General features: G+C 63.0%; 24 protein-coding genes. 13 read left to right on the plus strand and 11 right to left on the minus strand.

Features of this window, described 5'->3' with window-relative positions:
- The first annotated feature begins 4 nt into the window (after positions 1 to 4).
- Entirely contained in the window at positions 5 to 1,183 is a 1,179-nt protein-coding gene (locus tag F3H26_RS12760; RefSeq protein ID WP_149776424.1) for a biopolymer transporter ExbB, read from the plus strand.
- 3 nt (positions 1,184 to 1,186) lie between these two features.
- Positions 1,187 to 2,929 carry a peptidoglycan -binding protein gene (locus F3H26_RS12765; RefSeq protein WP_149776425.1) on the plus strand — a complete coding sequence of 581 codons (1,743 nt, stop codon included), beginning with the start codon at positions 1,187 to 1,189 and terminating at the stop codon, positions 2,927 to 2,929.
- 3 nt (positions 2,930 to 2,932) lie between these two features.
- Here F3H26_RS12765 and F3H26_RS12770 read toward each other — a convergent pair whose 3' ends face one another.
- The 3 genes from F3H26_RS12770 to gloB all read right to left on the minus strand — a co-directional run bounded on the left by F3H26_RS12770 (position 2,933) and on the right by gloB (position 7,165).
- The gene (locus F3H26_RS12770; RefSeq protein ID WP_149776426.1) at positions 2,933 to 3,895 is read right to left on the minus strand and encodes a M23 family metallopeptidase; all 963 of its coding nucleotides are present in this window, start codon (positions 3,893 to 3,895) and stop codon (positions 2,933 to 2,935) included.
- Positions 3,896 to 6,220 (minus strand): ATP-dependent Clp protease ATP-binding subunit ClpA, encoded by a 2,325-nt coding sequence (gene clpA / locus F3H26_RS12775; RefSeq protein WP_149776427.1) that lies wholly within the window; start codon positions 6,218 to 6,220, stop codon positions 3,896 to 3,898.
- Positions 6,221 to 6,397: 177 nt separating this feature from the next.
- Positions 6,398 to 7,165, minus strand: coding sequence for a hydroxyacylglutathione hydrolase (gene gloB, locus F3H26_RS12780; protein WP_149776428.1), 768 nt, complete (start codon positions 7,163 to 7,165; stop codon positions 6,398 to 6,400).
- A gap of 61 nt (positions 7,166 to 7,226) precedes the next feature.
- Between gloB and F3H26_RS12785 the strand changes: the two genes are divergently transcribed.
- The 7 genes from F3H26_RS12785 (at position 7,227) to F3H26_RS12815 (ending at position 13,596) form a co-directional block, all read left to right on the plus strand.
- Complete coding sequence (locus F3H26_RS12785; RefSeq protein ID WP_149776429.1) at positions 7,227 to 7,961, plus strand: class I SAM-dependent methyltransferase; 735 nt, start codon at positions 7,227 to 7,229, stop codon at positions 7,959 to 7,961.
- Positions 7,962 to 8,275: 314 nt separating this feature from the next.
- The gene (locus tag F3H26_RS12790; protein ID WP_149776430.1) at positions 8,276 to 8,836 is read left to right on the plus strand and encodes a F0F1 ATP synthase subunit delta; all 561 of its coding nucleotides are present in this window, start codon (positions 8,276 to 8,278) and stop codon (positions 8,834 to 8,836) included.
- Positions 8,837 to 10,375 carry a F0F1 ATP synthase subunit alpha gene (atpA, locus tag F3H26_RS12795; protein WP_149776431.1) on the plus strand — a complete coding sequence of 513 codons (1,539 nt, stop codon included), beginning with the start codon at positions 8,837 to 8,839 and terminating at the stop codon, positions 10,373 to 10,375. It abuts the gene before it with no gap.
- 12 nt (positions 10,376 to 10,387) lie between these two features.
- Complete coding sequence (locus F3H26_RS12800) at positions 10,388 to 11,263, plus strand: F0F1 ATP synthase subunit gamma (RefSeq protein ID WP_149776432.1); 876 nt, start codon at positions 10,388 to 10,390, stop codon at positions 11,261 to 11,263.
- A 20-nt stretch (positions 11,264 to 11,283) separates the two neighbouring features.
- Positions 11,284 to 12,708: a F0F1 ATP synthase subunit beta gene (atpD, locus tag F3H26_RS12805; protein WP_149776433.1), complete on the plus strand. Its 1,425-nt coding sequence runs from the start codon at positions 11,284 to 11,286 to the stop codon at positions 12,706 to 12,708.
- 12 nt (positions 12,709 to 12,720) lie between these two features.
- Positions 12,721 to 13,131 carry a F0F1 ATP synthase subunit epsilon gene (locus F3H26_RS12810; RefSeq protein WP_149776434.1) on the plus strand — a complete coding sequence of 137 codons (411 nt, stop codon included), beginning with the start codon at positions 12,721 to 12,723 and terminating at the stop codon, positions 13,129 to 13,131.
- Positions 13,132 to 13,245: 114 nt separating this feature from the next.
- A complete protein-coding gene (locus F3H26_RS12815) occupies positions 13,246 to 13,596 on the plus strand; it encodes an H-type lectin domain-containing protein (protein WP_188127765.1) in 351 nt (116 codons plus the stop codon).
- Between the two features lie 84 nt (positions 13,597 to 13,680).
- Here F3H26_RS12815 and F3H26_RS12820 read toward each other — a convergent pair whose 3' ends face one another.
- Complete coding sequence (locus F3H26_RS12820) at positions 13,681 to 14,700, minus strand: ribose-phosphate pyrophosphokinase (protein WP_149776436.1); 1,020 nt, start codon at positions 14,698 to 14,700, stop codon at positions 13,681 to 13,683.
- Positions 14,701 to 14,807: 107 nt separating this feature from the next.
- Between F3H26_RS12820 and F3H26_RS12825 the strand changes: the two genes are divergently transcribed.
- On the plus strand, positions 14,808 to 15,410 hold the full coding sequence (locus tag F3H26_RS12825; protein ID WP_149776437.1) for a 2-hydroxychromene-2-carboxylate isomerase: 603 nt from the start codon (positions 14,808 to 14,810) through the stop codon (positions 15,408 to 15,410).
- A complete protein-coding gene (locus tag F3H26_RS12830) occupies positions 15,407 to 16,219 on the plus strand; it encodes an alpha/beta fold hydrolase (protein WP_149776438.1) in 813 nt (270 codons plus the stop codon). The genes F3H26_RS12825 and F3H26_RS12830 overlap by 4 nt, the downstream gene beginning before the upstream one ends.
- Here the strand turns inward: F3H26_RS12830 and F3H26_RS12835 are convergent.
- The 7 genes from F3H26_RS12835 to F3H26_RS12865 all read right to left on the minus strand — a co-directional run bounded on the left by F3H26_RS12835 (position 16,216) and on the right by F3H26_RS12865 (position 22,402).
- Entirely contained in the window at positions 16,216 to 17,250 is a 1,035-nt protein-coding gene (locus F3H26_RS12835; protein WP_149776439.1) for a threonine aldolase family protein, read from the minus strand. The genes F3H26_RS12830 and F3H26_RS12835 overlap by 4 nt on opposite strands.
- On the minus strand, positions 17,250 to 17,723 hold the full coding sequence (locus F3H26_RS12840) for a YcgN family cysteine cluster protein (protein ID WP_149776440.1): 474 nt from the start codon (positions 17,721 to 17,723) through the stop codon (positions 17,250 to 17,252). Before F3H26_RS12840 ends, F3H26_RS12835 begins: the two co-directional genes overlap by 1 nt.
- Entirely contained in the window at positions 17,720 to 18,652 is a 933-nt protein-coding gene (locus F3H26_RS12845; protein ID WP_149776441.1) for a bifunctional riboflavin kinase/FAD synthetase, read from the minus strand. Before F3H26_RS12845 ends, F3H26_RS12840 begins: the two co-directional genes overlap by 4 nt.
- A gap of 80 nt (positions 18,653 to 18,732) precedes the next feature.
- The gene (locus F3H26_RS12850; RefSeq protein ID WP_005981529.1) at positions 18,733 to 19,176 is read right to left on the minus strand and encodes a MaoC family dehydratase; all 444 of its coding nucleotides are present in this window, start codon (positions 19,174 to 19,176) and stop codon (positions 18,733 to 18,735) included.
- 101 nt (positions 19,177 to 19,277) lie between these two features.
- Positions 19,278 to 20,153, minus strand: a complete 876-nt coding sequence (locus F3H26_RS12855) for an HAD family hydrolase (protein WP_149776442.1) — start codon at positions 20,151 to 20,153, stop codon at positions 19,278 to 19,280.
- Between the two features lie 238 nt (positions 20,154 to 20,391).
- On the minus strand, positions 20,392 to 21,312 hold the full coding sequence (locus tag F3H26_RS12860; RefSeq protein WP_149776443.1) for a manganese-dependent inorganic pyrophosphatase: 921 nt from the start codon (positions 21,310 to 21,312) through the stop codon (positions 20,392 to 20,394).
- A gap of 109 nt (positions 21,313 to 21,421) precedes the next feature.
- Entirely contained in the window at positions 21,422 to 22,402 is a 981-nt protein-coding gene (locus F3H26_RS12865; RefSeq protein WP_149776444.1) for a TraB/GumN family protein, read from the minus strand.
- Between the two features lie 105 nt (positions 22,403 to 22,507).
- Between F3H26_RS12865 and F3H26_RS12870 the strand changes: the two genes are divergently transcribed.
- Together F3H26_RS12870 and F3H26_RS12875 are read left to right on the plus strand one after the other, a co-directional pair.
- Positions 22,508 to 23,182 carry a DUF2161 domain-containing phosphodiesterase gene (locus F3H26_RS12870; RefSeq protein WP_149776445.1) on the plus strand — a complete coding sequence of 225 codons (675 nt, stop codon included), beginning with the start codon at positions 22,508 to 22,510 and terminating at the stop codon, positions 23,180 to 23,182.
- 162 nt (positions 23,183 to 23,344) lie between these two features.
- Entirely contained in the window at positions 23,345 to 23,656 is a 312-nt protein-coding gene (locus F3H26_RS12875) for a co-chaperone GroES (RefSeq protein ID WP_005981538.1), read from the plus strand.
- Positions 23,657 to 23,681 lie beyond the last annotated feature (25 nt).

A 23,681-nucleotide genomic window follows, 5' to 3' on the forward strand; every position in this document is an offset into this window, starting at 1 on the left:
GCGCATGGCGCAGGCACAGCACGGCGCGAGACCACATTTCTCGCAACCGATCCGGCAAATCGTGATGATGCTGATCGCAATCGGGCTTTCGGGGCTGGGCGTGTTCCTGGCGCTTCCCTATGTGCGGCCGGTCTTCGAAGCGAACCCCTATCTGAACGGATTCATCCTTCTGGTCTTTTTCATCGGGGTTTTGGCCTGTTTCTACCAGGTGACGCAGTTGATCGGTTCGGTTCGCTGGATCGAGGCCTTCGTGGGCGGCGTCGTCCGCGAGGACGCCCAGACCCCGCAATTGCTGGCCCCGTTGGCGTCGCTGCTGCGGTCCCGCGGGGCGCGGTCCCAGATCAGCGCCAGCTCGGCCCGGTCGATTCTGGATTCGGTGGCCGTGCGGATCGAGGAAGAGCGCGAGTTCACCCGCTACATCACCAACCTTCTGATCTATCTGGGGCTGTTGGGCACGTTTTTCGGTCTGGCCACGACGGTTCCGGCCATCGTCGATACGATCCGCAGCCTGAACCCGCAGGAAGGCGAAGAAGGCCTGGCCGTGTTCAACCGTCTCATGTCCGGTCTGGAAAGCCAGCTTCAGGGCATGGGCGTGGCCTTTGGATCTTCGCTGCTGGGGCTTGCGGGGTCGTTGATCGTCGGGCTGCTCGAGCTGTTCGCGGGTCACGGCCAGAACCGGTTCTACCGCGAGCTTGAGGAGTGGTTGTCCTCGATCACCCGGGTGGGGTTTGCCGCGGGCGACGAAGGCAGCGCCGAACTGGCCGTTCTGACGCCGGTTCTGGATGCGATGTCCGAACAGATGGACGCGCTGCAGGATCTGTTCGTCGCCCAGCAGGAGGACCGGGCCGAGGTCTCGGCCAGGTTGGGCAGTCTGGTCGACGTCATCGCCGAGATGAACCATCGCCAGGCGCAGGGCGAGGACGTGACCGCCGCGCTGGAACGTGTTGCGCTGGGTCAGGAGGCGTTGTTGGATCACATGCGCGAGCACGGCGCGGGCGAGGGGATCGATGCCGAAAGCCGCATGCGCCTGCGGTCGATGGACGTGCAGTTGCTGCGCATTCTCGAAGAGATTTCGGCTGGCCGGCAGGACAGCATGAACGAGTTGCGCAAGGATTTCGAGGTGCTGATCAAGGCGTTGACCACCTCGCGCGGGGCGGTGCGACCGGCCACCGGAGGAGACTAGATCATGGCCCTGTCCCGCCGCACCGGTCAGCGTTTTCAGGGCTCGGTCTGGCCCGGATTCGTCGATGCGATGACGGGGCTGTTGATGGTGCTGACCTTCGTGCTGACCATCTTCATGGTGGTGCAGTTCGTTTTGCGCGAAACGATTTCGGGGCAGGAGGACGAACTGACCCTGCTGTCGGACAAGGTCGCGGCGCTGGCCGACGCGCTGGGGCTGGAAGAGCGGGAAAACAGTCGCCTTCAGGCCCGCCTGGGCGCCTTGAATGCAACCCTGTCACAGACGGAACAGGATCTGGCGCAGGCACGGGCGCTGGTGTCTTCGTTGACCGCCGAGCGCGACCAGCGCGCCGCCGAACTGGAGGCCGCCCAGACGCGGATCACCGGGTTCGAGGCGCAGGTGGCCGCGCTGCTGGCCGAACAGCAGCGCACGCAGGCCCGAATCGGCGCGCTGGAAGATCAACGTCAACAGTTGCTGTCCGAACAGGAGGCGCTGAACCTGGCGCTGGCCCAAAGCCGGCAAGAGATCGACGCCCAGACCGAGGCCGCGCGGCTGGCGGCGGCGCGGCGCGAGGCGCTCGAGGCGATGGTGGCGGATCTGGAAAAGGCCGGCGAGGAGCAGGCGGCGCAGATTTCCCAGTTGCAGTCCCGGTTGACCGAGGAAGAAGCTGCCCGCCTGGCCGAGGCTGCGGCCGCCGAAGCGTTGCGCGACAAACTGCAGGACGCGGATGCCGAGCTGACGGCTATGACGCTGGCGCTCGAGGCGCAGCGGAAAGAGGCCGAGGAAACCCTGACCCTGCTGGCGGCGGCCGAGGCCGCCAAGACCGAGCTGGAGCGGCAATTCGGTGAATTGAACCCCGAGGAACTCAAGGCCCGGCTGGAGGCGGCGCTGGCCGCCCGAACCGAGGCCGAGACAGAGGCCGACCAGCAACGGCAGCTGGCCGCCGAGCGCGAGGCCCTGTTGGAGATTGCCCGTGCCACGCTGGCCGAGGAAAAGGCCATATCGACCGAGGCGCAGCGCCAGACGGCTCTTCTGAACCAGCAAATAGCCGCCTTGCGCAATCAGTTGGGGTCGCTGCAGGCCCTGTTGGATGACTACAAGGAACGCAACGCGGCCGCCGAAGTGCAGATTCAGACGCTGGGACAGGACCTGAACGCAGCGCTGGCGCGGGCCGCTTCGGAAGAGAGGAAACGGCGGCTTCTGGAAGAGGCGGAACGGATCCGCCTTGAGGCCGAGGCCGAAAAGCTGGCCGGCCAGAACCAGGAGCTTGCGCGGCAGGCCGAGGATCTGCAACGCTATCGCTCCGAGTTCTTCGGCCGTCTGCGGGACGTTCTGGGCAACCAGGAGGGGGTGCGCATCGAGGGCGACCGTTTCGTGTTCTCCTCCGAGGTTCTGTTCCCGACGGGGTCGGCCGTCCTGTCCGAAGACGGCAAGCGTGAGGTGGCCAAGGTGGCCAGGATCCTGCGCAGCGTGGCGGCGGAAATCCCATCGGAACTGAACTGGGTGATCCGCGTGGACGGTCATACCGACAACGTTCCGGTAACGCCCGGCGGGCGGTATCGCGACAATTGGGAGCTCAGTCAGGCACGGGCCTTGTCGGTCGTTCGCTACATGGTCGACGAACTGGGTATCCCGCCCAATCGGCTTGCTGCCAACGGCTTTGGAGAGTTTCAGCCAGTGGATACCGCCGACACGCCCGAAGCCCGCGCAAGAAACCGCCGGATCGAGCTGAAGCTGACCGAGAAATGATCGTCAGGGGATGAAGATCGAAACGTTCTTGCTGCTTAAAGGTCGCCCGTCCCGGACCATTTCAACCGTGCCGGTGTACGCTCCGGCGGGCCAGCGCGGTGCTGTCAAAGGTCTTCCTGCGGCGCGAAACAACTGCGCCTGCGCCTTTTCCAGAACGGACTCGTGAGATAGAATCGTCCCATCGGGGCCGGAAATACGCAACCGGATGATGTCGCCTTTGCGGCCGCCAAAGGCGTGGCCGAACAAGACCATCGCCGGCGATGCGGGTTCAAGGGTTTCCTTGGCGGCCGTTCCTTCCAGAACAGTTTCGTATTTGGGGATGGCATCCGAGAACCCGGCCGTCAGCAAGCCTCCGGGCTGATAACGCGGGGCGACATCCCACAGGTCGTCTTTGGGCGCACCGCAACTGGCTGAGGGGGCATCTGGGTCAAAAGGGTCCACCTCCTGACCGTTCCTGCGCACTGACAGGTGAAGATGCGGAAACTGGGTTTTTCCGCTGAGACCGATCTGGCCCAGCACGGTTCCGGCCGAAACGCGGTCTCCGGGGGCCACCTCGACCGAACCTTGCCGCAAGTGGCAGTACTGGGTTTCCCAGCCGCCCTCGTGGACGATTGCCACTCCGTTTCCGCATTCTCGGTCTGCTATTCGCGAAGCGTTTTGCGGAGAGTATTTTCGATCAGGCATCCCATCCCGCACTCCACGCACTATTCCGTCTGCAGCCGCCAGAACAGCGACACCTTCGCGCATTTCGGCCAGTGTCGGCAACGCAAAGTCGGTGCCCTTGTGGCCGTCATAGCTGAGCCCGCCGCAACGGTAGTCCTGCGCCTGGGGTGATGGGAGATGATCGAAATAGTTTTGGATGTGGCAGCTTTCGCCAGGCACGCAATCCACCGGCAATCGCAAAACAAAGTCGCCCGCTGCCGGGGTGGCAGCGAGCGCTGTTGCAAAGGCCAGGCTGATCCGCATTCAGTCCGCTGTCAGCAGTGGCGGCTTGTTGCCGGAAATCCGCGGGTTCTCGGGGCCGAGAATCTCCAGATCCAGCTCGCCCTTCTTGACCGACACGCGAACCACGCCGCCCTTGGCAAGCTTGCCGAACAACAGCTCTTCGGCCAAGGGCTTCTTGATGTGCTCCTGGATCACGCGGCCCAACGGGCGGGCGCCCATCTTGTCGTCATAGCCCTTGTCGGCCAGCCACTCGGCGGCTTTGGGGGTCAGGTCGATGGTCACGCCACGATCCAGCAACTGCGCCTCGAGCTGGAGAACGAATTTCTCGACCACCTGCAGGATGACCTCTTTCGGCAGCGGCGCGAACGAAATCACTGCGTCCAGACGGTTGCGGAATTCAGGGGTGAACGTCCGCTCGATGGCGGCGGTGTCCTCGCCCTCGCGCCGGTCGCGGCCAAAGCCGATGGCGGCCTTGGCCTGTTCCTGCGCGCCCGCGTTCGAGGTCATGATCAGAACCACGTTGCGGAAATTCACCGTCCGGCCGTTGTGGTCGGTCAACTCGCCGTGGTCCATCACCTGCAGCAGGATGTTGAACACGTCCGGGTGGGCCTTCTCGATCTCGTCCAGCAGCAGCACGCAATGCGGGTGCTGGTCGACGCCGTCGGTCAGCAGTCCGCCCTGATCGAAGCCGACATAACCCGGAGGCGCGCCGATCAGGCGGCTGACCGCGTGTTTCTCCATGTATTCCGACATGTCGAAACGCAGCAGTTCCACGCCCAACTGGTCGGCCAACTGCTTGGCGACCTCGGTCTTGCCGACACCGGTCGGGCCGGCGAACAGGTAGTTGCCGATCGGTTTTTCCGGCTCGCGCAGACCGGCCCGCGCCAGTTTGATCGCGCTGGCCAGCGCTTCGATCGCCTGATCCTGCCCGAACACCACTCGTTTCAACGAGTTCTCAAGGTCCTTCAGAACCTCGGCATCGTCCTTGGTGACGTTCTTCGGCGGAATGCGCGCGATCTTGGCCACCACGGCCTCGATCTCCTTGACGCCGATGGTCTTGCGCCGCTTGCTTTCGGCCACAAGATGCTGGGCCGCACCGGCCTCGTCGATCACGTCGATCGCCTTGTCGGGCAGCTTGCGGTCGTTGATGTAACGCGCGGACAGCTCGACCGCGGTTTTGATCGCGTCGGCGGTGTATTTGATGTCGTGGTGCTCTTCGAAATAGGGTTTGAGACCGCGCAGGATCTTCACGCTGTCCTCGACCGAGGGTTCGTTCACGTCGATCTTCTGGAACCGGCGCGACAGCGCGCGGTCCTTCTCGAAGTGCTGGCGGAACTCCTTGTAGGTGGTCGAGCCCATGGTGCGCAGCTTGCCGCCCTGCAACGCGGGTTTCAGCAGGTTCGAGGCATCCATGGCCCCGCCCGACGTGGCACCCGCACCGATCACGGTGTGAATCTCGTCGATGAACAGCACGGCGTCGGGGTGATCCTCAAGTTCGGTCACCACGGCCTTGAGCCGCTCTTCGAAATCGCCGCGATAGCGCGTGCCGGCCAGCAGCGCGCCCATGTCCAGCGAATAGATGGTCGTGTTCGACAGCACCTCGGGCGCGTCGCCCTGAACGATCTTGTAGGCCAGTCCTTCCGCAATCGCCGTCTTGCCCACGCCCGGATCACCCACCAGCAGCGGGTTGTTCTTGCGGCGGCGGCACAGAACCTGGATGCAGCGCTCGACCTCGTCGGCGCGACCGATCAGAGGGTCGACGTCGCCGGCGCGGGCCTTGGCGTTCAGATCCACGCAATACTTGCTCAGAGCGCTTTCCTTCTGATCGGCTTCGCCGGCAGAGGACTGGGTTTCCTCTTCGCCCTGATCAGCCCCGGTGACAGGGCGATTTTCGCCATAGGCCGGATCTTTGGCCACACCATGGGCGATGAAATTCACCGCGTCATAGCGGGTCATGTCCTGTTCCTGCAGGAAATAGGCGGCGTTGCTTTCGCGCTCGGCAAAAATGGCCACCAGCACGTTTGCACCGGTCACTTCGGTCCGGCCCGAGCTTTGGACGTGGATAGCCGCCCGCTGGATCACGCGCTGGAAGGCCGCGGTCGGCACCGCCTCGGATCCGTCGATGTCGGTGACCAGGTTCGACAGGTCTTCGTCGATGAATTCGACCAGAGATCGGCGCAATTCATCCAGATCCACGCTGCACGCCTTCATGACGCGCACCGCGTCGGGTTCCTCAAGCAACGCCAGCAGAAGATGTTCCAGCGTTGCGAATTCGTGACGCCGTTCGTTCGCCGCCGCCAGGGCCGCATGGATGGCTTGTTCAAGTGTGCTCGAGAATGAAGGCACGCGGGTGCTCCTCTAGTATTGGGCCGGACAGGGGGTTCGAGAATGGGTCGGATCCCCATCCCAACCATGACCTCATACTATTAGAGTTTGGTTGATCAGGCCGACGCTTCAAGGGTTTTCTTTCACTTGACAGTCACATTTAATGTGACCGTGTCCGTGATGAAGGGCATCTGGGCATCAGAAACGGTCTTTTCCAGCCCTGATCTCGGCAAAAACCTGGGCGGGGTCTGCGCCCAGCATGCCCAGGTGCGCCTGAATCGCGGGATCCGTGGCGCGCAGAAACGGGTTCGTCGCCTTTTCCAGCCCCAGCAGTGACGGAACGGTCGGCCGGCCCGCCGCCCGCGCCGCGTCGATTTCGGCCGCGCGTCGTTGCAGGGCCGGGTTTTCGGGATCGACGGTCAGGGCAAACCGCGCATTGGATTGGGTATATTCATGCCCGGAACAGACCAGCGTGTCGTCAGGCAGGGCGGCCAGTTTCGACAGCGAAGCCCACATCTGTTCGGCACTGCCCTCGAACAGGCGACCGCAGCCCAGCGCCATCAGGCTGTCGGCGGTGAACACCGCATGGCTTTGCGGCATGTAATAGGCAACATGGCCGATCGTGTGCCCCGATACGTCAAAGACCTCGACCGGTTCGCCGCCGATGTCGAACCGGTCACCCTCGGACACCTGCACATCCAGGCTGGGAAGGCGATGCGCGTCGGCCGCGGCGCCGACAACCTTGGCCGGGTGCCGATCCAGTATGTCGGCCAAGCCATCGACGTGGTCCCAGTGGTGATGGGTCAGCAGCACATGGGTCAGGCGCCAGCCGCGCGCGTCCAGTTCGGACAGGATCGGGCCGGCCTCGGGGGCGTCGATCAGGGCCGTGTCGCCGCTGGCCGCGTCATGGGCCAGAAAAGCGTAGTTGTCGCTGAGGCAGGGAACGGTGACGATTTCAAGAGGCATGGCCTTTTGCCCTTTCGTTGCTAGACTGCGGCCAGCTAAGCCGATTGACCGGGTGTCCGCAATGCATCTCGATGTGCAGGATCTGAGGAACTTCTACTATCGCAGCACGTTGGGGCGGGCCGCGCAGGCCGCAATTCGCGGACGGTTGATCGAGCTGTGGCCCGAAGCCAAGGGCCAGACGGTTGCGGGGTTCGGCTTTGCGGTGCCCTTGCTGCGCCCGTATCTGGCGGATGCGCGGCGTGTCATCGGCTTGATGCCCGGCCCGCAGGGGGTCATGCCCTGGCCCGCGGGAATGCCCAACGTGTCGGTCCTGACCGAAGAAACCGCTTGGCCCATCGAGACCGGGCATGTGGACAAGCTGGTGGTGATGCACGGGCTGGAAACCTCGGAACGGCCCAGCCAGTTGCTGGAAGAATGCTGGCGCGTGCTGGGCCCCGGAGGTCGGGCGATTTTCGTGGTGCCCAACCGGGCCGGGCTGTGGTCGCGGACCGATCGCACGCCGTTCGGGTATGGCCACCCGTACTCGGCGACCCAGCTGGACAAACAGCTGCGGGCCCACCATTTCCTGCCCGAGAAACATTGCTCGGCCCTCTACATGCCGCCGTCGTTCCGGCGCTTCTGGCTGCGCTCGGGCAGCCTGATCGAGAAAGCCGGCCAGCGCATTCCGACGATCATGGCCGGCGGGGTGCTGATGGTCGAGGCCGGCAAGCAGGTGTTTCCCCCCAGCGGCAGTGTCACGAAAGACCGTCAGAAGCGCCCGATCAAGGCGCTGGACGGGCTGTTGAAACCGGCGTGACCGCGTGGGTGCGGCAGGTTGGACGCAGAGGTGAAAAGCTGAGGGAAATCGGCCACAGGAATCGCAAAAACCTGCAACCTGGTAACATTTTTCACCGCCCTTGATGGGTTCAAAGGGTCGCAATTGGCGTAAGTGCATGAAATGAAAGGTTTTGTGGATAAGCCGCCATCCGGCATAACATATTGCTAGGTTGGATTGGCTCTGCTACATCCCCGGTGATTTTGATCCCCGCCCTTCAAGGACGGGGTTTCTTCACGCCCCCGGGTTGGCTGCTGCCGTGCAAATCCGGGGCCCAAAATATCGGAAGGGTGGACGTGTCCGAACCAGCTTCGATTTCCACGGGCATCGCCAAGCGCTATGCCACGGCGATCTTCGAGATCGCAAAAGAGAACAATGACCTTGCGGGCCTGGAATCCGGCATCAACGACCTGTCGGAGGCCCTGAGCGAGAGCGCCGAGTTGCGCGACGTGATTTCCTCGCCGTTGATTTCGCGCGCCGACCAGCAGAAGGCGATCACCGCCGTTGCCGACAAGATGGGGCTGAACCCGATCCTGCGCAACACGCTGGCGCTGATGGCGCAGAAACGCCGGCTGTTCGTGCTGCCGCAGTTGATCAAGGTCCTGCGCGAGATGCTGGCCGAGGAGCGCGGCGAAGTCACCGCCGAAGTCGTGTCGGCCAAGCCGCTGACCAAGACCCAGCTGGAAAAGCTGTCCAAGACACTGTCCGAGCGCGTGGGCAAGGACGTGACCATCAATGCGACCGTCGATGAAAGCCTCATCGGTGGTCTTGTCGTCAAAGTGGGCTCGCAGATGATCGACAGCTCGATCCGCTCCAAGCTCAACTCCCTACAGAATGCAATGAAAGAGGTCGGATAAATGGGTATCCAAGCTGCAGAGATTTCTGCGATCCTGAAGGACCAGATCAAGAATTTTGGTCAAGAAGCCGAAGTGGCTGAAATCGGCCGCGTGCTGAGCGTCGGTGACGGTATCGCCCGTGTGTACGGCCTGGACAACGTGCAAGCCGGTGAGATGGTCGAGTTCCCCGGCGGCATCATGGGCATGGCGCTGAACCTCGAGGCCGACAACGTCGGTGTCGTGATCTTCGGCTCGGACCGTGACATCAAGGAAGGTGACACTGTCAAGCGCACCAAGTCGATCGTGGACGTTCCGATCGGTGACGAACTGCTGGGCCGCGTCGTCGACGGTCTGGGCAACCCGCTGGACGGCAAGGGCCCGATCAATGCCAAGCAGCGCGGCGTCGCAGACGTCAAGGCGCCGGGCATCATCCCGCGTAAATCGGTGCACGAACCGATGGCGACCGGCCTGAAGTCGGTTGACGCGATGATCCCGATCGGCCGCGGCCAGCGCGAGCTGATCATCGGCGACCGTCAGACCGGCAAGACCGCCGTGGCTCTGGACACCATCCTGAACCAGAAGGTCTACAACGACGCCGCCGGCGACGATGAATCGAAAAAGCTGTACTGCGTCTACGTGGCCATCGGCCAGAAGCGTTCGACCGTGGCTCAGCTGGTGAAGAAACTGGAGGAATCCGGTGCCATCGAATACTCGATCGTCGTGGCCGCAACCGCGTCCGACCCGGCGCCGATGCAGTTCCTGGCGCCCTATGCCGCAACCGCGATGGCTGAATACTTCCGTGACAACGGCCGCCACGCCCTGATCATCTACGATGACCTGTCGAAACAGGCCGTCGCCTATCGTCAGATGTCGCTGCTGCTGCGCCGTCCGCCGGGGCGTGAAGCCTATCCGGGTGACGTTTTCTACTTGCACTCGCGCCTGCTGGAGCGTTCGGCCAAGCTGAACGAAGACTTCGGCGCCGGTTCGCTGACCGCTCTGCCGGTCATCGAAACCCAGGGTGGCGACGTGTCGGCCTTTATTCCGACCAACGTGATCTCGATCACCGACGGCCAGATCTTCCTGGAAACCGAGCTGTTCTACCAGGGCATCCGCCCCGCCGTGAACACCGGTCTGTCGGTTTCGCGTGTGGGTTCGTCGGCTCAGACCAACGCGATGAAGTCGGTTGCCGGTCCGGTGAAACTGGAACTGGCCCAGTATCGTGAAATGGCCGCGTTCGCCCAGTTCGGTTCCGACCTGGACGCCGCGACCCAGCAGCTGCTGAACCGCGGTGCGCGCCTGACCGAGCTGATGAAGCAGCCGCAGTACTCGCCGCTGACCAACGCGGAAATCGTCTGCGTGATCTTCGCTGGCACCAACGGCTATCTCGACAAGATCGACGTTTCGGACGTTGGCCGTTATGAGGCCGGTCTGCTGGCGCATCTGCGCGGCAAGCATGCCGATCTGCTGCAGTGGATCACCGACGAAGATCCCAAGATCAAGGGCGAGGCTGCCGACAAGATCAAGGCTGCGCTGGACGAATACGCCGCAACCTTCGCTTAAGGAGACGCGGCGATGCCAAGTCTTAAGGACCTTAAAAACAGGATCGAGTCGGTCAAATCGACCCGCAAGATCACCAAGGCCATGCAGATGGTCGCGGCCGCGAAACTGCGCCGCGCCCAGGAAGCTGCGGAACAGTCGCGCCCCTATGCCGAGCGGTTCAATGCCGTGATGGCGGGGCTGGCAGCATCGGTCGGGGGCAGCGACAGCGCCCCCAAGCTGCTGCGCGGCACGGGCAGCGACGATGTTCACCTTCTGGTCGTGATGACGGCCGAGCGTGGGCTCTGCGGCGGCTTCAATTCGAACATCGCCCGCCTGGCCCGCGCCAAGGTGGACGAGCTGCGCGGCAAGGGCAAGACGGTCAAGATCCTGACCGTCGGCAAGAAAGGCCGCGACGCGCTCAAGCGTGAATATGGCGATCTGTTCGTCGGTCACATCGACCTGAGCGAGGTCAAGCGCATCGGCTATGCCAATGCGCAGGACATCGCAAAGGACATCCTGTCGCGTTTCGACGCGGGCGAGTTCGACGTTGCCACGATCTTCTACGCGAAGTTCCAGAACGTCGTGACCCAGATCCCGACGGCCCAGCAGATCATCCCCGCCTCGTTCGAGGAGACCGAAGGGGACGACAGCGGCGCCGTGTTCGATTACGAGCCCAGCGAAGAGGCCATTCTGGCCGAATTGCTGCCCAAGGGGGTCGCCACGGCGATCTTCTCGGCTCTGCTTGAAAACGGGGCCTCGGAACAGGGTGCACGGATGTCCGCGATGGACAACGCGACCCGCAACGCGGGCGAGATGATCGACAAGCTGACGATCCAGTTCAACCGCTCGCGTCAGGCCGTGATCACCAACGAGCTGATTGAAATCATTTCCGGCGCCGAAGCGCTGTAGAGACAAACCGGAGACGAAACATGGCGAATGCAAAAGGCAAAGTCACACAGATCATCGGGGCCGTCGTCGACGTGCACTTCGACGATCAGCTGCCTGAAATTCTGAACGCGCTGGAAACTGAAAACAACGGCAAGCGCCTGGTGCTGGAAGTTGCCCAGCACCTGGGTGAAAACACCGTCCGGACCATCGCGATGGACGCGACCGAAGGCCTGGTCCGCGGGGCCGAGGTCGTTGACACCGGCGCACCGATCTCGGTGCCGGTCGGCAACGCCACCCTGGGCCGCATCTTGAACGTGGTCGGCGAGCCGATCGACGAAAAGGGCCCGGTCGAGGCGACTGAAACCCGTGCCATCCACCAGCCCGCGCCCGAGTTCGACGAACAGTCGACCGAGTCGGAAATCCTGGTCACCGGCATCAAGGTGGTCGACCTGCTGGCGCCTTACGCCAAGGGCGGCAAGATCGGCCTGTTCGGCGGCGCCGGCGTGGGCAAGACCGTTCTGATCATGGAACTGATCAACAACATCGCAAAAGTGCACTCGGGTTTCTCGGTGTTCGCCGGTGTTGGTGAACGGACCCGTGAAGGCAACGACCTGTACCACGAGATGATCGAATCGAACGTGATCAAGCCCGACAACCTGGAAGAATCGCAGGTGGCTCTGGTCTACGGTCAGATGAACGAACCTCCGGGGGCGCGTGCCCGTGTTGCTCTGACCGGCCTGACCCTGGCCGAGCAGTTCCGCGACCAGTCCGGTACCGACGTTCTGTTCTTCGTCGACAACATCTTCCGCTTCACGCAGGCGGGTTCCGAGGTGTCGGCTCTGCTGGGCCGTATTCCTTCGGCCGTGGGCTACCAGCCGACGCTGGCCACCGACATGGGCGCCCTGCAGGAACGCATCACCTCGACCAAGAAGGGCTCGATCACCTCGGTGCAGGCGATCTACGTGCCTGCGGACGACCTGACCGACCCCGCGCCGGCAACCTCGTTCGCGCACCTCGACGCAACCACCGTTCTGAACCGTGCGATCTCGGAAAAGGGTATCTACCCGGCCGTGGACCCGCTCGACTCGACCTCGCGCCTGCTTGACCCGGCCATCGTCGGCGAGCGTCACTACAAGGTTGCGACCGACGTTCAGCAGATCCTCCAGCGCTACAAGTCGCTGCAGGACATCATCGCGATTCTCGGCATGGACGAACTGTCGGAAGAGGACAAGCTGACCGTGGCCCGCGCCCGCAAGATCGAGCGCTTCCTGTCGCAGCCGTTCGACGTGGCCGAAGTCTTCACCGGTTCGCCGGGTGTGCAGGTTCCGTTGGAAGTCACCATCGACTCGTTCGAGCGTGTCGTGGCCGGCGAGTTCGACCACCTGCCCGAAGCGGCCTTCCTGATGGTTGGCGGCATCGACGAAGTGATCGCCAAAGCCGAGAAGATGGCCGCAGAAGCTGCCTAAGGAGTATCCCCGATGGCAAACACGATGCAATTCGACCTCGTCAGCCCGGAGCGGAGCCTTGCTTCGCTTCAGGCCAGCGCGGTCCAGATTCCCGGTGCGGACGGGGATATGACGGCGATGCCCGATCATGCCCCCACCATCACCACGCTGCGTCCGGGCATCCTGAAGGTCGAAGCGCCCGAAGGGTCCAGCGAATACCTGGTTACCGGCGGGTTTGCCCAGATCAACGGAGATGCCCTGTCGGTGCTGGCTGAAAAGGCCATCCCGGTTGACGAAGTGACCCGCACCCATCTGGACGAGCTGATTGCCGAGGCGCGCGCCTCGCACGAGGCCGCGAAGGAAAACGGCGAACAGACCATTGTCGACGAGGCAGCCAAGCTGCTGGCCGACATGGAAGCGCTGGGAACGCATATGAGCCTGTAACGGCTGATGTGCTGTCAGAATTGGAAACGGCCCTGCTGTTGCGGGGCCGTTTTTTTGTCGTGATTTTGTCAAGGCGCAGGGCTAAGCTGCGGAAATTCAAGGCAAAGAAGAATGATGAAGAAATTTCTGACCCACCCTATTGGAATTGACCAAGGCGAGACGGTCCTGTTTTCGGAATTCGCCGACGGCGGCGATATGTGGACAGGCGAGGGGCCGCGCGAGCGCCGCGCCGCCATTCGCTTCAACGAAGCTTTCCGCGCGGCCCCGGTCGTTCAGGTCAGCGTGTCCTTGTGGGATGTGGATACGTCCTCGGCCCTGCGCGCCGAGTTGTTGGCCGAGAACATAACCCCGCAAGGATTTGACGCTGTGTTTCGCACATGGTCCGACACCCGCATAGCCCGAATTCGGGTCGCATGGACTGCAACCGGCGAGGTTTCGCACCCGGATGACTGGGACATCTCGTGACCGGCTTCCCCGGCCAACGAAAAAAGCGAAAACCGGCTGAGCGGTTTTCGCTTTGGGCTCGTGAAGGTCCAGGCGGCCGCCCGGTCAGTTCGTGTGGTACAGCGTCTCGTAGATCGGGGTCAGGGTCTTGTCTTCGAAAAGGGACGACACCGAGGTTCCGTTCCAGATGTTCAGGATCGCCTGAGTGAAGATCGGCGCGGTCGGAACCGTGCGTATGTTCTTGGCGTCCCGGATCTCTTGAGTGGGCTGAATCGTGTCGGTCAGAACCAGCGACTTCATCACCGAGTTCGACACCCGCTCGACGGCGGGGCCGCTCATGACGCCGTGGGTGATGTAGGAATGCACTTCCTTGGCCCCGTTGTCCATCAGGACCTGGGCCGCCTTGCACAGGGTCCCGGCGGTGTCGCAGATGTCATCCACGATCAGGCAGATCTTGTCGGTCACGTCGCCGATCACGGTCATCTCGGCCACTTCTCCGGCCTTTTCGCGGCGCTTGTCCACGATCGACAGCGGGGCGTTGATGCGTTTGGCCAGTTCGCGGGCACGGGCCACGCCGCCCACGTCGGGCGAGACGACCATGATTTCGTCCAGCCGGTCCTTGAACTGGTTCTTCACGTCCAGCGCAAAGATCGGCGAGGCATAGAGGTTGTCGACGGGGATGTCGAAAAAGCCCTGGATCTGGGCGGCGTGCAGATCCATGGTCAGAACCCGCTCGATCCCGGCGCCGGTCAGCATGTTGGCGACCAGTTTGGCGCTGATCGGGGTGCGGGCCTTGGTGCGGCGGTCCTGACGGGCGTAGCCGAAATAGGGGATCACGGCGGTGATCCGGCTTGCCGACGACCGGCGCAGCGCGTCGGCGATGATCAGCAGCTCCATCAGGTTGTCATTGGCCGGGTTCGAGGTCGGCTGGATGATGAACATGTCCTCGCCGCGGACGTTTTCGAACACCTCTACGAAGATTTCTCCGTCGTTGAAGCGTTCGACGCGGGCATCGACCAACCCCTGCTCGACGCCGCGGTGCAGGCTCATGCGGCGGGCAATGGATTCGGCAAGCGGAAGGTTTGCGTTCCCAGCGATAAGCTTGGGTTCGTGACGTGTCGGCATCGGCTGAGGTCCCCGGGCAGCAGTGGCAATGTGACAGATTCGTGATGTTGACACCGCTTAGCATGGCCTTAACGTCACGCAAAGATAACAGGGGGGAGAAACTGCACATGGCCGACATTGACTACTTTTTTGCGACACTGTCGCCCTATTCCTACCTGGCCGGACTGCGGTTGGAGGAAATCGCGGCCAGGCACGGCGCCACCATCGCCTACAAGCCGGTCGACATCATTGCGCTGTTCGGGCGCACCGGCGGCGTGCCCCCCAAGGACCGCCACCCGTCGCGCATCGAATACCGGGCGCAGGAACTGGTGCGTCAGGCCAGGAAGACGGGCTTGCCGTTCAACCTGCAACCTGCACATTGGCCGACCAACGCGGCGCCGTCCTCATACGCCATCATCGCGGCCATTCAGGATGGGTCGGGTGATGTGGGCAAACTGTGCCATTCCTTTCTGCGCGCCTGCTGGGCCGAGGACAAGGACATCGCGCAGGACGACGTGATCCGCGACTGTCTGGCCGGGGCGGGCTTTGATCCGGCGCTGGCCGACAGCGGACTGCTGGTCGGGGCCGAGACCTATGCCGCCAACCTCGAAGAGGCGGTGGAGCGCGGCGTATTCGGCGCGCCCTTCTACATCACGCAAGACGACCAAAGGTTCTGGGGGCAGGACCGGCTTGAGGATCTGGACGCGCATCTGGCGACGCTCAAGGCATGACCGTGGCCAAGGCCGTGCTGCCACCCGTCCATGTCCGCACTCTGGGCGCGGGCGCCCGCAAGGTGCTGGCGCTGCATTGCTCGATCGCGCATTCCGGTGCCTGGTCCGGTCTGGCCACTGCCTTGGGCGATCAGGCCACGCTGATCGCCCCCGACATGCTGTCACACGGGCGCAGCCCGGATTGGGACGGGCAGAGGGATTTCTTCGACCTGACCACAGCCCTGTCGCGGGCGCAGCTGAGCGAACCGATGGACGTGATCGGGCACAGTTTCGGCGCGATGGTCGCGCTGCGGCTGGCCATCGAATACCCTGCACTGGTACGCAGCGCAGCTCTGATTGAACCCGTGTTCTTTGCTGTCGCCCACCAGGACGCCCCCGAGCTTGCGGCGCAGCACCTGACCGAGTCTCAGCCCTACCGGGACGCCCTAGCCGAAGGCGACGCGCCCCGGGCCGCCCGTCTGTTCAACCGCATGTGGGGCACGACCGACCGTAGCCCGCGCTGGCCGGACCTGCCGGAGCGAACCCGAAATGCGATGATCCGGGGTGTTGGCGTGGTCGGCGCGGTCGAGGGGCCGCTGTTCCGCGACACCACCGGCCTGCTGGCCCCGACGGCCATGGCGCGGGCGGACATGCCGATCCTGCTGCTGCATGGATCGGCCTCGCACCCGATCATGGCCGTGGTCAATGCCGGGCTGCGCGCCCGCCTGCCCATTGCGCGGCAGGGCGTTGTCGAGGGGGCAGGGCACATGCTGCCCATCTCGCACCCGGATGAGACGGCCGCGCAGATTGGGGCGTTCTGGCGCGCCTAGAGCAGGGCCAGGAAGCGGTCGACTTCCTCGGTCGGAGTCGACCAGTCACAGACCAACCGGCAGGCCAGCATCTCGTCCTCGTCCGGGCCATCCAGCGGGTCGCCCCACAGGTGATAGACCGCACCGGCCGCGTGCAGCCGCTTATGCAGGCTGCGGGGAAAGCTGGCAAAGATGATATTGGCCTGGGGCTCATGCAGGAACTGCGCCCCGGCAGCCCGCAGCCCATCGGCCAGACGCGCGCAATTGGCGTTGGCCTGACGGGCCGAACGCAGCCACAGATCATCGCGCAGATAGGCCGCCATCTGGGCGGACAGGTACCGGTGCTTTGAAAACAGATGCGCCCCGCGCTTGCGGCGCAACTCGAACTCCCAGGCCTTGCTTTCATCGAAGAAGATCACCGCTTCGACCCCCATCAGCCCGTTCTTGGTGCCGCCAAAACTGACCGCATCCAAGCCCGCCTTCCACGTCATCTCGGCCGGGGAACAATTCAGCGCGACCAGCGCATTGGTGAACCGCGCGCCATCCATGTGGACGGGCAGGCCGAACGCCTTGGCGACCCCGCACAGTGCCTGCAGTTCGGCCAGCGAATAGACCGAGCCCCGCTCGGTCACCTGCGTGATCGACACCGGACCGCGTTGTGGCCCATGCACGCCGCGGGTCTCTTCAGCGGCGATGGTACGGCGCAGTGCATCCGGCTGCATCTTGTCGCCACCGGGAACCAGCGTCAGCTTGGCGCCGGTGTAGAATTCGGGCGCGTTGCACTCGTCCTCGTGAATATGCGCGACGGGCGAGCAGAATATGGTCTCCCACGGCTGCGACAGGGTTGCCAGAGCCAGCGAGTTTGCCGCCGTTCCGGTCGCCACCAGATAGACCGCCGCTCCGGGCGCCTCGAATATGCCCCGGATCCGGTCGCGCACTTCGTTCATCAGGTCATCGGCGCCATAGGCCATCTGATAGCCCTGATTGGCCTCGGCCAGCGCGGTCAGAACCTCGGGGTGAACGGGCCCGGAATTGTCAGAGGCGAAATGCATCAGGTTGGCTCCTCGATAATGTGATCTTCCCACTCTTCCTCGGGGGTCTCGAATTCGGAAACGGTAAGCCCCTGAACCGAAACGCCGGCGGCGTGGACGCTGTCGGGCGACCCTGACAACAACGGGTGCCAATCGTACAGGGGCTTGCTTTCCCACAACAGACGGTAGGCGCAGGTCTGCGGCAACCAGTAGGCGTGTTCGTGAATGTTGTCCGGGCGCATGACGATGCATTCCGGCACGAACTGGTGGCGGATGTCATACTGGGTGCAGCGGCAGGTCGCGTCATCCAGCAGCCGGCAGGCGACACGGGTCAGGGCAACCTCGCCACTGTCCTCGTCTTCCAGCTTGTTCAGGCAGCATTTGCCGCAGCCGTCGCACAGGGCTTCCCATTCGCGCGGGTTCATCTTCTGCAATGGCTTGCGCTCCCAGAAACGCGGGGCCAACCCGGCGCGGTCGATCGGATCCTTGCTCATGTCGCGGCCAGGATCTTGCGCGCGCTATCGCAGTCTTCGGTCATCTGGGCGATCAGAGCATCGAGGCCGTCAAAGGTCATCTCGGGGCGCAGGAATTCGACCAGGCCCACCGAGAGGGTCGCGCCGTAAAGATCGCCTGAGAAGTCGAACAGGAAGGTTTCGATATTCGGCACCTCGCCATGGAACATCGGCCGCACCCCGACCGAGGCCGCACCGTGATAGCTGCCGGCATGCGGGCCATCCAGCACGTCGACCAGAACCGCGTAGACGCCGAATTTCGGCGGGTGGATCCCTTCGATCGACATATTGGCCGTGGGAAAGCCCAATTCGCGGCCGCGCTGTTCGCCGCCGATCACCTCGCCCTCGATCCGGTGCCAGTGGCCCAGCATGGCCGCCGCGTCCCGTGGGCGGCCGTCGCTCAGGGCTTGCCGGATCGCGGTGGACGAGACCACATGATCGGATTGCTGCATCAATGGGGCGATGGTGACGCCGAACCCCATCTGCTGGCCGAACTGCACCATGTCCTGCGCAGTGCCGCTGCGGCCCTTGCCGAAACAGAAATCGGCCCCGATCACGACATGGGCCAGACCCAAACCTTTGCAGATCACGTTGCGGGCGAATTCCTCGGGCGTCAGCCCGGCAAGCGCGGCGTTGAACGGCAGTTCGTACAGTTTCTGCACGCCCAGCTTCTCCAGCCGATGCGCGCGCGCATTGCCGCGCATCAGACGAAAGGGCGGGGCATCGGGGGCGAAATATTCGCGCGGGTGTGGCTCGAAGGTCAGAACGCCCAAGGGCGCATCGGGACATGCCTTCCGGGCCAGATCGATCACCGACTGGTGGCCAATATGAACGCCATCGAAATTCCCGATCGCGGCGCTGGCGCCGCGGTCCTCTGGATCGACATACTTGTAGTCCCGGATGATCTGCATGTGGCTTGCCTAGCGGGACTGCCCCCCGGGTTCAAGCGGCAGTTCCCAGGCGGGGCTTGGCTGGCCGATAAAACCTGCCGTCAGTCGAACTTGCGCGAGGGGGCCAGAACCATGGCCTCGCCCACCAGAACCTTCTTGCCATCGACCGAGCAATGGCAATCCAGCTTGACCCGGCGCTTGGCAAAGTCGATGTCGATCACCTTGACCTCTGCATAGACCATGTCACCGGGGCGGACCGGCGCCAGGAACTTCAGCGACTGACCCATGTAGACCGTCCCATGGCCCGGAAGCTGTTCGCCGATCACAGCCGAGATCAGACCAGCTGTCAGCATCCCGTGGGCGATGCGCCCCTCGAAAATCGTATCGCGGGCATAGTCGTCATCCAGATGCACCGGATTCCGGTCGGTCGAGACCTGGGCGAACATCTCGATGTCTTCATCCGTCACCACTTTGCGCAGGTGCCGGGTCATGCCCATTTCGATGTCTTCGATACAGATCGTTCCGCGCGGAAGATTGTCCAACATGTCGCCCTCACTTTGCATTGGCTGGGCAACAAAAAATCACCGACAGCCACAAGTTGGCAACTTTATTACTTCGCAGTTGCAGAAAATCAAGCTTTTTCTGACTATCTCAGGCGGCCGATCGTGTAAGTCGGGTTGATTTTTTCTTTTTCAATGTAGTCATTTAGCGCATCGTGGTCTGGTTGATGGGTTGTTTTTGTTTCCGCCGCCGCCAGCCCGCCGCTGATGAAAAGGGAATCAATGCCCTCACCCATGGCGCCCGCGATATCGGTATGCGGCCCGTCGCCGATCGCCAGGATCTCGTCGTCTGATATGTCCACTCCGAGCGCGCGAAGGCGGCGCCGTGCCAGATCGTAGATTGGCGGATGCGGTTTGCCGAAATAAAGGCTTTCGCCACCCATTTCGGTATAAAGCTTGGCCAGCGCACCGGCGCACCATTCCCGCACCTCACCCCGGTCGACGACGATGTCGGGGTTGGCGCACAACAGCTTCAGGCCTTTCTGCTTGGCATACAGGAAGTCCGGGCGGTTCACGGCCGGGTCGGCCATCGGATCGAACGGTCCGCAGCAGACGATCCCCTCGGCCTCGTCCAGCGGCACACGTTCGATGTGGATCGGGTGGTCCAGAATTTTCAGCGGCTCGAAAAAGCCCGCGTCCCGGTCCCATTCGCCCATGAAATAGACTTTTTCGCCAACCGCACCGCGAAACATTGCCGAGCGCGCGGAATCGCCGCTGGTCGCGATCGTGTCGTACGCATCCGAAGGAACGTTGAAGTGTTTCAATTGCTCGGCGACGCCGGCTCGTGGTTTCGGTGAATTGGTCACCAAAACCACCCTTCCCCCATTGCCGCGGTAGGCTTTCAACGCGTCGACGGCCTCGGGGAAGGCGGTGATGCCATTGTGCACGCATCCCCACAGGTCCACAAAAAGGGCTTTGTAGCGGTCGGATACCGCGTCGAGAGCGGGGATGATCTGGGTCATGATTGTCTCTTTTGGCTTGGGCCTCGCATCAACCCAAGCCTATGGCAGAGCCGGACCGAATTTGCCAGAGGGGGCTCTGCCCCCGCCGCCTTGGGGCGGCTCCCCCGGGATATTTGCTGCCAGATGAAGGGCGACACCTCAGGTTCATCTGGCCCAAAATATCCCGGAGCGCGAGGCAGAGCCTCGCAAATGAAATGGCACCCGCATAGCGGGTGCCGATCCTTGTGTTTCGGCGAAGTCAGACCTTCAGGTTCGGAATGATCTGTTTCTTGCGGCTCATGATTCCCGGCAGAACGACGGTGTCGCCGTCAACCGAGGCGCCAAAGCTCTTCTCGGCGACGGATTTGACCAAGTCGTTGGGCACCAGCAGGGTGGCCTCTTCATTCAGGATGTCAACGACGAAGAGCAGAACCTGGTCCACGCCATCTTCCTCGGCCACTTTGACCATCGACTGGGCGAGGCTGTCCTTGCGGTCCAGCACCACGCTCGGCGCGGTGGTTTCCAGAACGGAGACACGGAATTTTGTGCCGTCGACCTCGTATTCCTTGCTGTCCATGCGGATCAGTTCGGCGTCCGAGAAAGACGATACGTCGGACTTGGCCGCAAACATATCGGCAGCATAGGCCGAGATGTCCAGACCCAGATCGGCAGCCAGCTTCTCGGCCACTTCGCGGTCATGCGCGGTGGTTGTGGGCGAGCGGAACTCGAGCGTGTCCGACAGGATGCAGGTCAGGGCCGCGCCCTTGACGGCGTCGGGCATCCTGGCGGCATCGTCGCCCATCAGGTCGAACATGATGGTTGCGGTGCAGGCCAGCGGGCGCACGGTGATGTCGATCGGGCCTTTGGTTTCCAACCCGCCGACCAGCTTGTGGTGGTCGATGATGGCGCGGATGTCGGCATTGTTGATGTTGGCCGGCAACTCGGCCGGGTTGTTGGTGTCGACGATGACGACCGGAGCATCGGTCTCGACATCCGCGATGATGCGCGGCTTGGGCAGGTCCCAGCGCTGCAGCATGAAGGCGGCCTCGGTGTTGGGTTCGCCCAGCAGGACGGCCTCGGCCTTTTCGCCTTTGACTTCGTTGAGATACCAGGCCCACAGGATCGGAGATCCGGTCGAGTCGGTGTCGGGGGATTTATGGCCAAATACTTGGATGGTCATTTTGGATTCCTGATGCTGGATGATTGCGCGCCTTATAGAAGGCGGCGCGGGCCTTGTCACCCGGCAGAAAAGGGCCTGCGACCGATGGTCTGACGCCCGCCGCGCCCGATCAGAACGGTGCTCGGGTCAGGCTGAACCCGGCGAGTAAGAGTTGGTTCAGCAGACCGTGTCGCCCGGGCAGGTGTCCGGCACCAACCGCGACCACGGCGGTCTGGCTGTCAAGCGCCAGAAGCTTTTGCATCCAGTTGGCATTGCGCTGGACCAGCATCTGGTCTTCGAAGCCGGCCCATTCGCGGGCAAACACCTCGGGCGGCAGCCCCGAAGCATCGCGCCCCAATATTTTCGCCAGTTGCAGGATTTCGGCGTGTTTCTCCTCGATATACGCGTTGGCCATCGTCGCCATTTGGTCGTCTTCGGCCTGCAATGCATCGGCCATGCGAACCAGAGACTGCACCTGGTCTTCCAGGGGGTGGCTCTGGAAGATTGCGCTCAGGTCCTCGATCCGTTCCAGGGAGTGTTGCGGGATCCCTTCCGCCTGCGCCAGTTCGGCGAGGCGCGCGTCCATACCGTAGTCGGCGTCAGGCATCTGCAGCATGCAAGGCGGCATGCCCAGCAACATCGACAGGAACCAGGGCTGCATCTTGGCGGCCATCCATCCGGGTATGCCGCGCGCGGCAAGAGTGGCCGAGATCCGGGCCCAGTCGGCTTCGCTCATCATCTCGATCAGCGTGGGGCCGGAGGTGATGAGAACCGGGCTGAAATCCGTCGCCAGGGTCTTTTCAAATTCGGCCATGTCGGATTGGGTGATCTCGAAATAGAATGCGTCGGCCCGGCTCAGCGTCGGGGTCAGCCGCTCGACGATCGGGCCCATGCGTGGGTCGTTGATGTGGAGTGTGCCAATCAGGTGCAGAACCGTGTCCCCCTTGCGCGCGATCCAATGGTTGCCTTCGGGAAAAGGCGTCCGGCTGACGGCGGCCTCCAGTTCGGCGCGCGTTTCAGGCGCCATGTCCAGCCGCAGATCGCGCCCGTCGCAGGCGGTGTGGCCCACGACGGGGGACAACAGAAACAGTGCAAACAGGAGTAGGCGCATGGAACAATCCGATTGCTGGAAATCTCGCCCTTCCTTAGACCCCGCGCATGTGCTGCGCGCAACCCATCCGCTGGCATTTCGCGAAATTCACCGTAGCATGATCGCATGAACCGCGAGCAGGACCTCTATCCCCCGATCAAGGCTCTGTTGGAGCGCCAGGGCTATGCCGTCAAGGGCGAAGTCGGCGCGGCCGACATCGTCGCCGTCCGGGGCGCCGAGGCCCCCGTCATCGTCGAATTGAAGCTGCGATTCTCGCTGGCGTTGTTTCACCAGGCGGTGGCGCGGCAGAAGATCACCGATCATGTCTATGTCGCCGTTTGCAAGCCCACAGGCCGGACGGCGCGGCGTGCGCTGCGGGACAATCTGTCCCTGTGCCGCCGGCTGGGGTTGGGTCTGATGACCGTCCGCAGCGACGGTGCGGTTGATGTCCATTGTGACCCAGGGCCTTATGTTCCACGCAAGGCCAAGGGCAGGGCCGTCCGCCTGCTGCGCGAATTCGACCGGCTGCAGGGCGATCCGAATGCCGGGGGCGCCACTCGCCATGGCATCGTGACGGCTTATCGCCAAGACGCATTGAAATGCGCCGCCCATCTGGCCGAACACGGTGCCACCAAGGGCGCCGAGGTGGCCCGCGCCGCGCAGGTGCCCCACGCCACGCGTCTGATGCGCGACAACCACTATGGTTGGTTCGAAAGGGTCGAAAAGGGCATCTATGCCTTGTCGGCAGCGGGGCAGGTCGGATTGAAACATTGGGCCTGCAGCTGGGAACAGGATAACTGATCCGGGCCGGGCGCGGGGCCAAATTTTTTCATCGGGATTGTTGACAGCTTCCGGGCGACCGTCTAGCTATACGCCGTTGGCACTCGCCGGGGGTGAGTGCTAATGCCTCGCGGAGCCGCGAGGAGGGGATTAACGAACTTTGAGCCTCAAGGAGCTGCAAAGATGGCATTCAAACCACTTCATGACCGGGTGCTGGTGCGCCGCGTGGAAAGCGAAGAGAAGACCGCCGGCGGTCTGATCATTCCCGACAGTGCAAAAGAAAAGCCCAGCGAAGGTATTGTCGTTGCTTGTGGCGAAGGCGCCCGCAAGGACAGCGGCGAGCTGATCCCGATGGCTGTGTCCGAGGGTGACAAGATCCTGTTCGGCAAATGGTCGGGCACCGAAGTCACCATCGACGGTGAAGAGCTGCTCATCATGAAAGAGAGCGACATTCTGGGCATTGTCGAGGCGTCGTCCGCCGCGAAGGCCGCCTGAACGCCTCGGATCATCTGAGACACGC

It is taken from the genome of Ruegeria intermedia (genome assembly GCF_900129345.1).
In the GTDB taxonomy this organism is placed as follows: domain Bacteria; phylum Pseudomonadota; class Alphaproteobacteria; order Rhodobacterales; family Rhodobacteraceae; genus Ruegeria; species Ruegeria intermedia.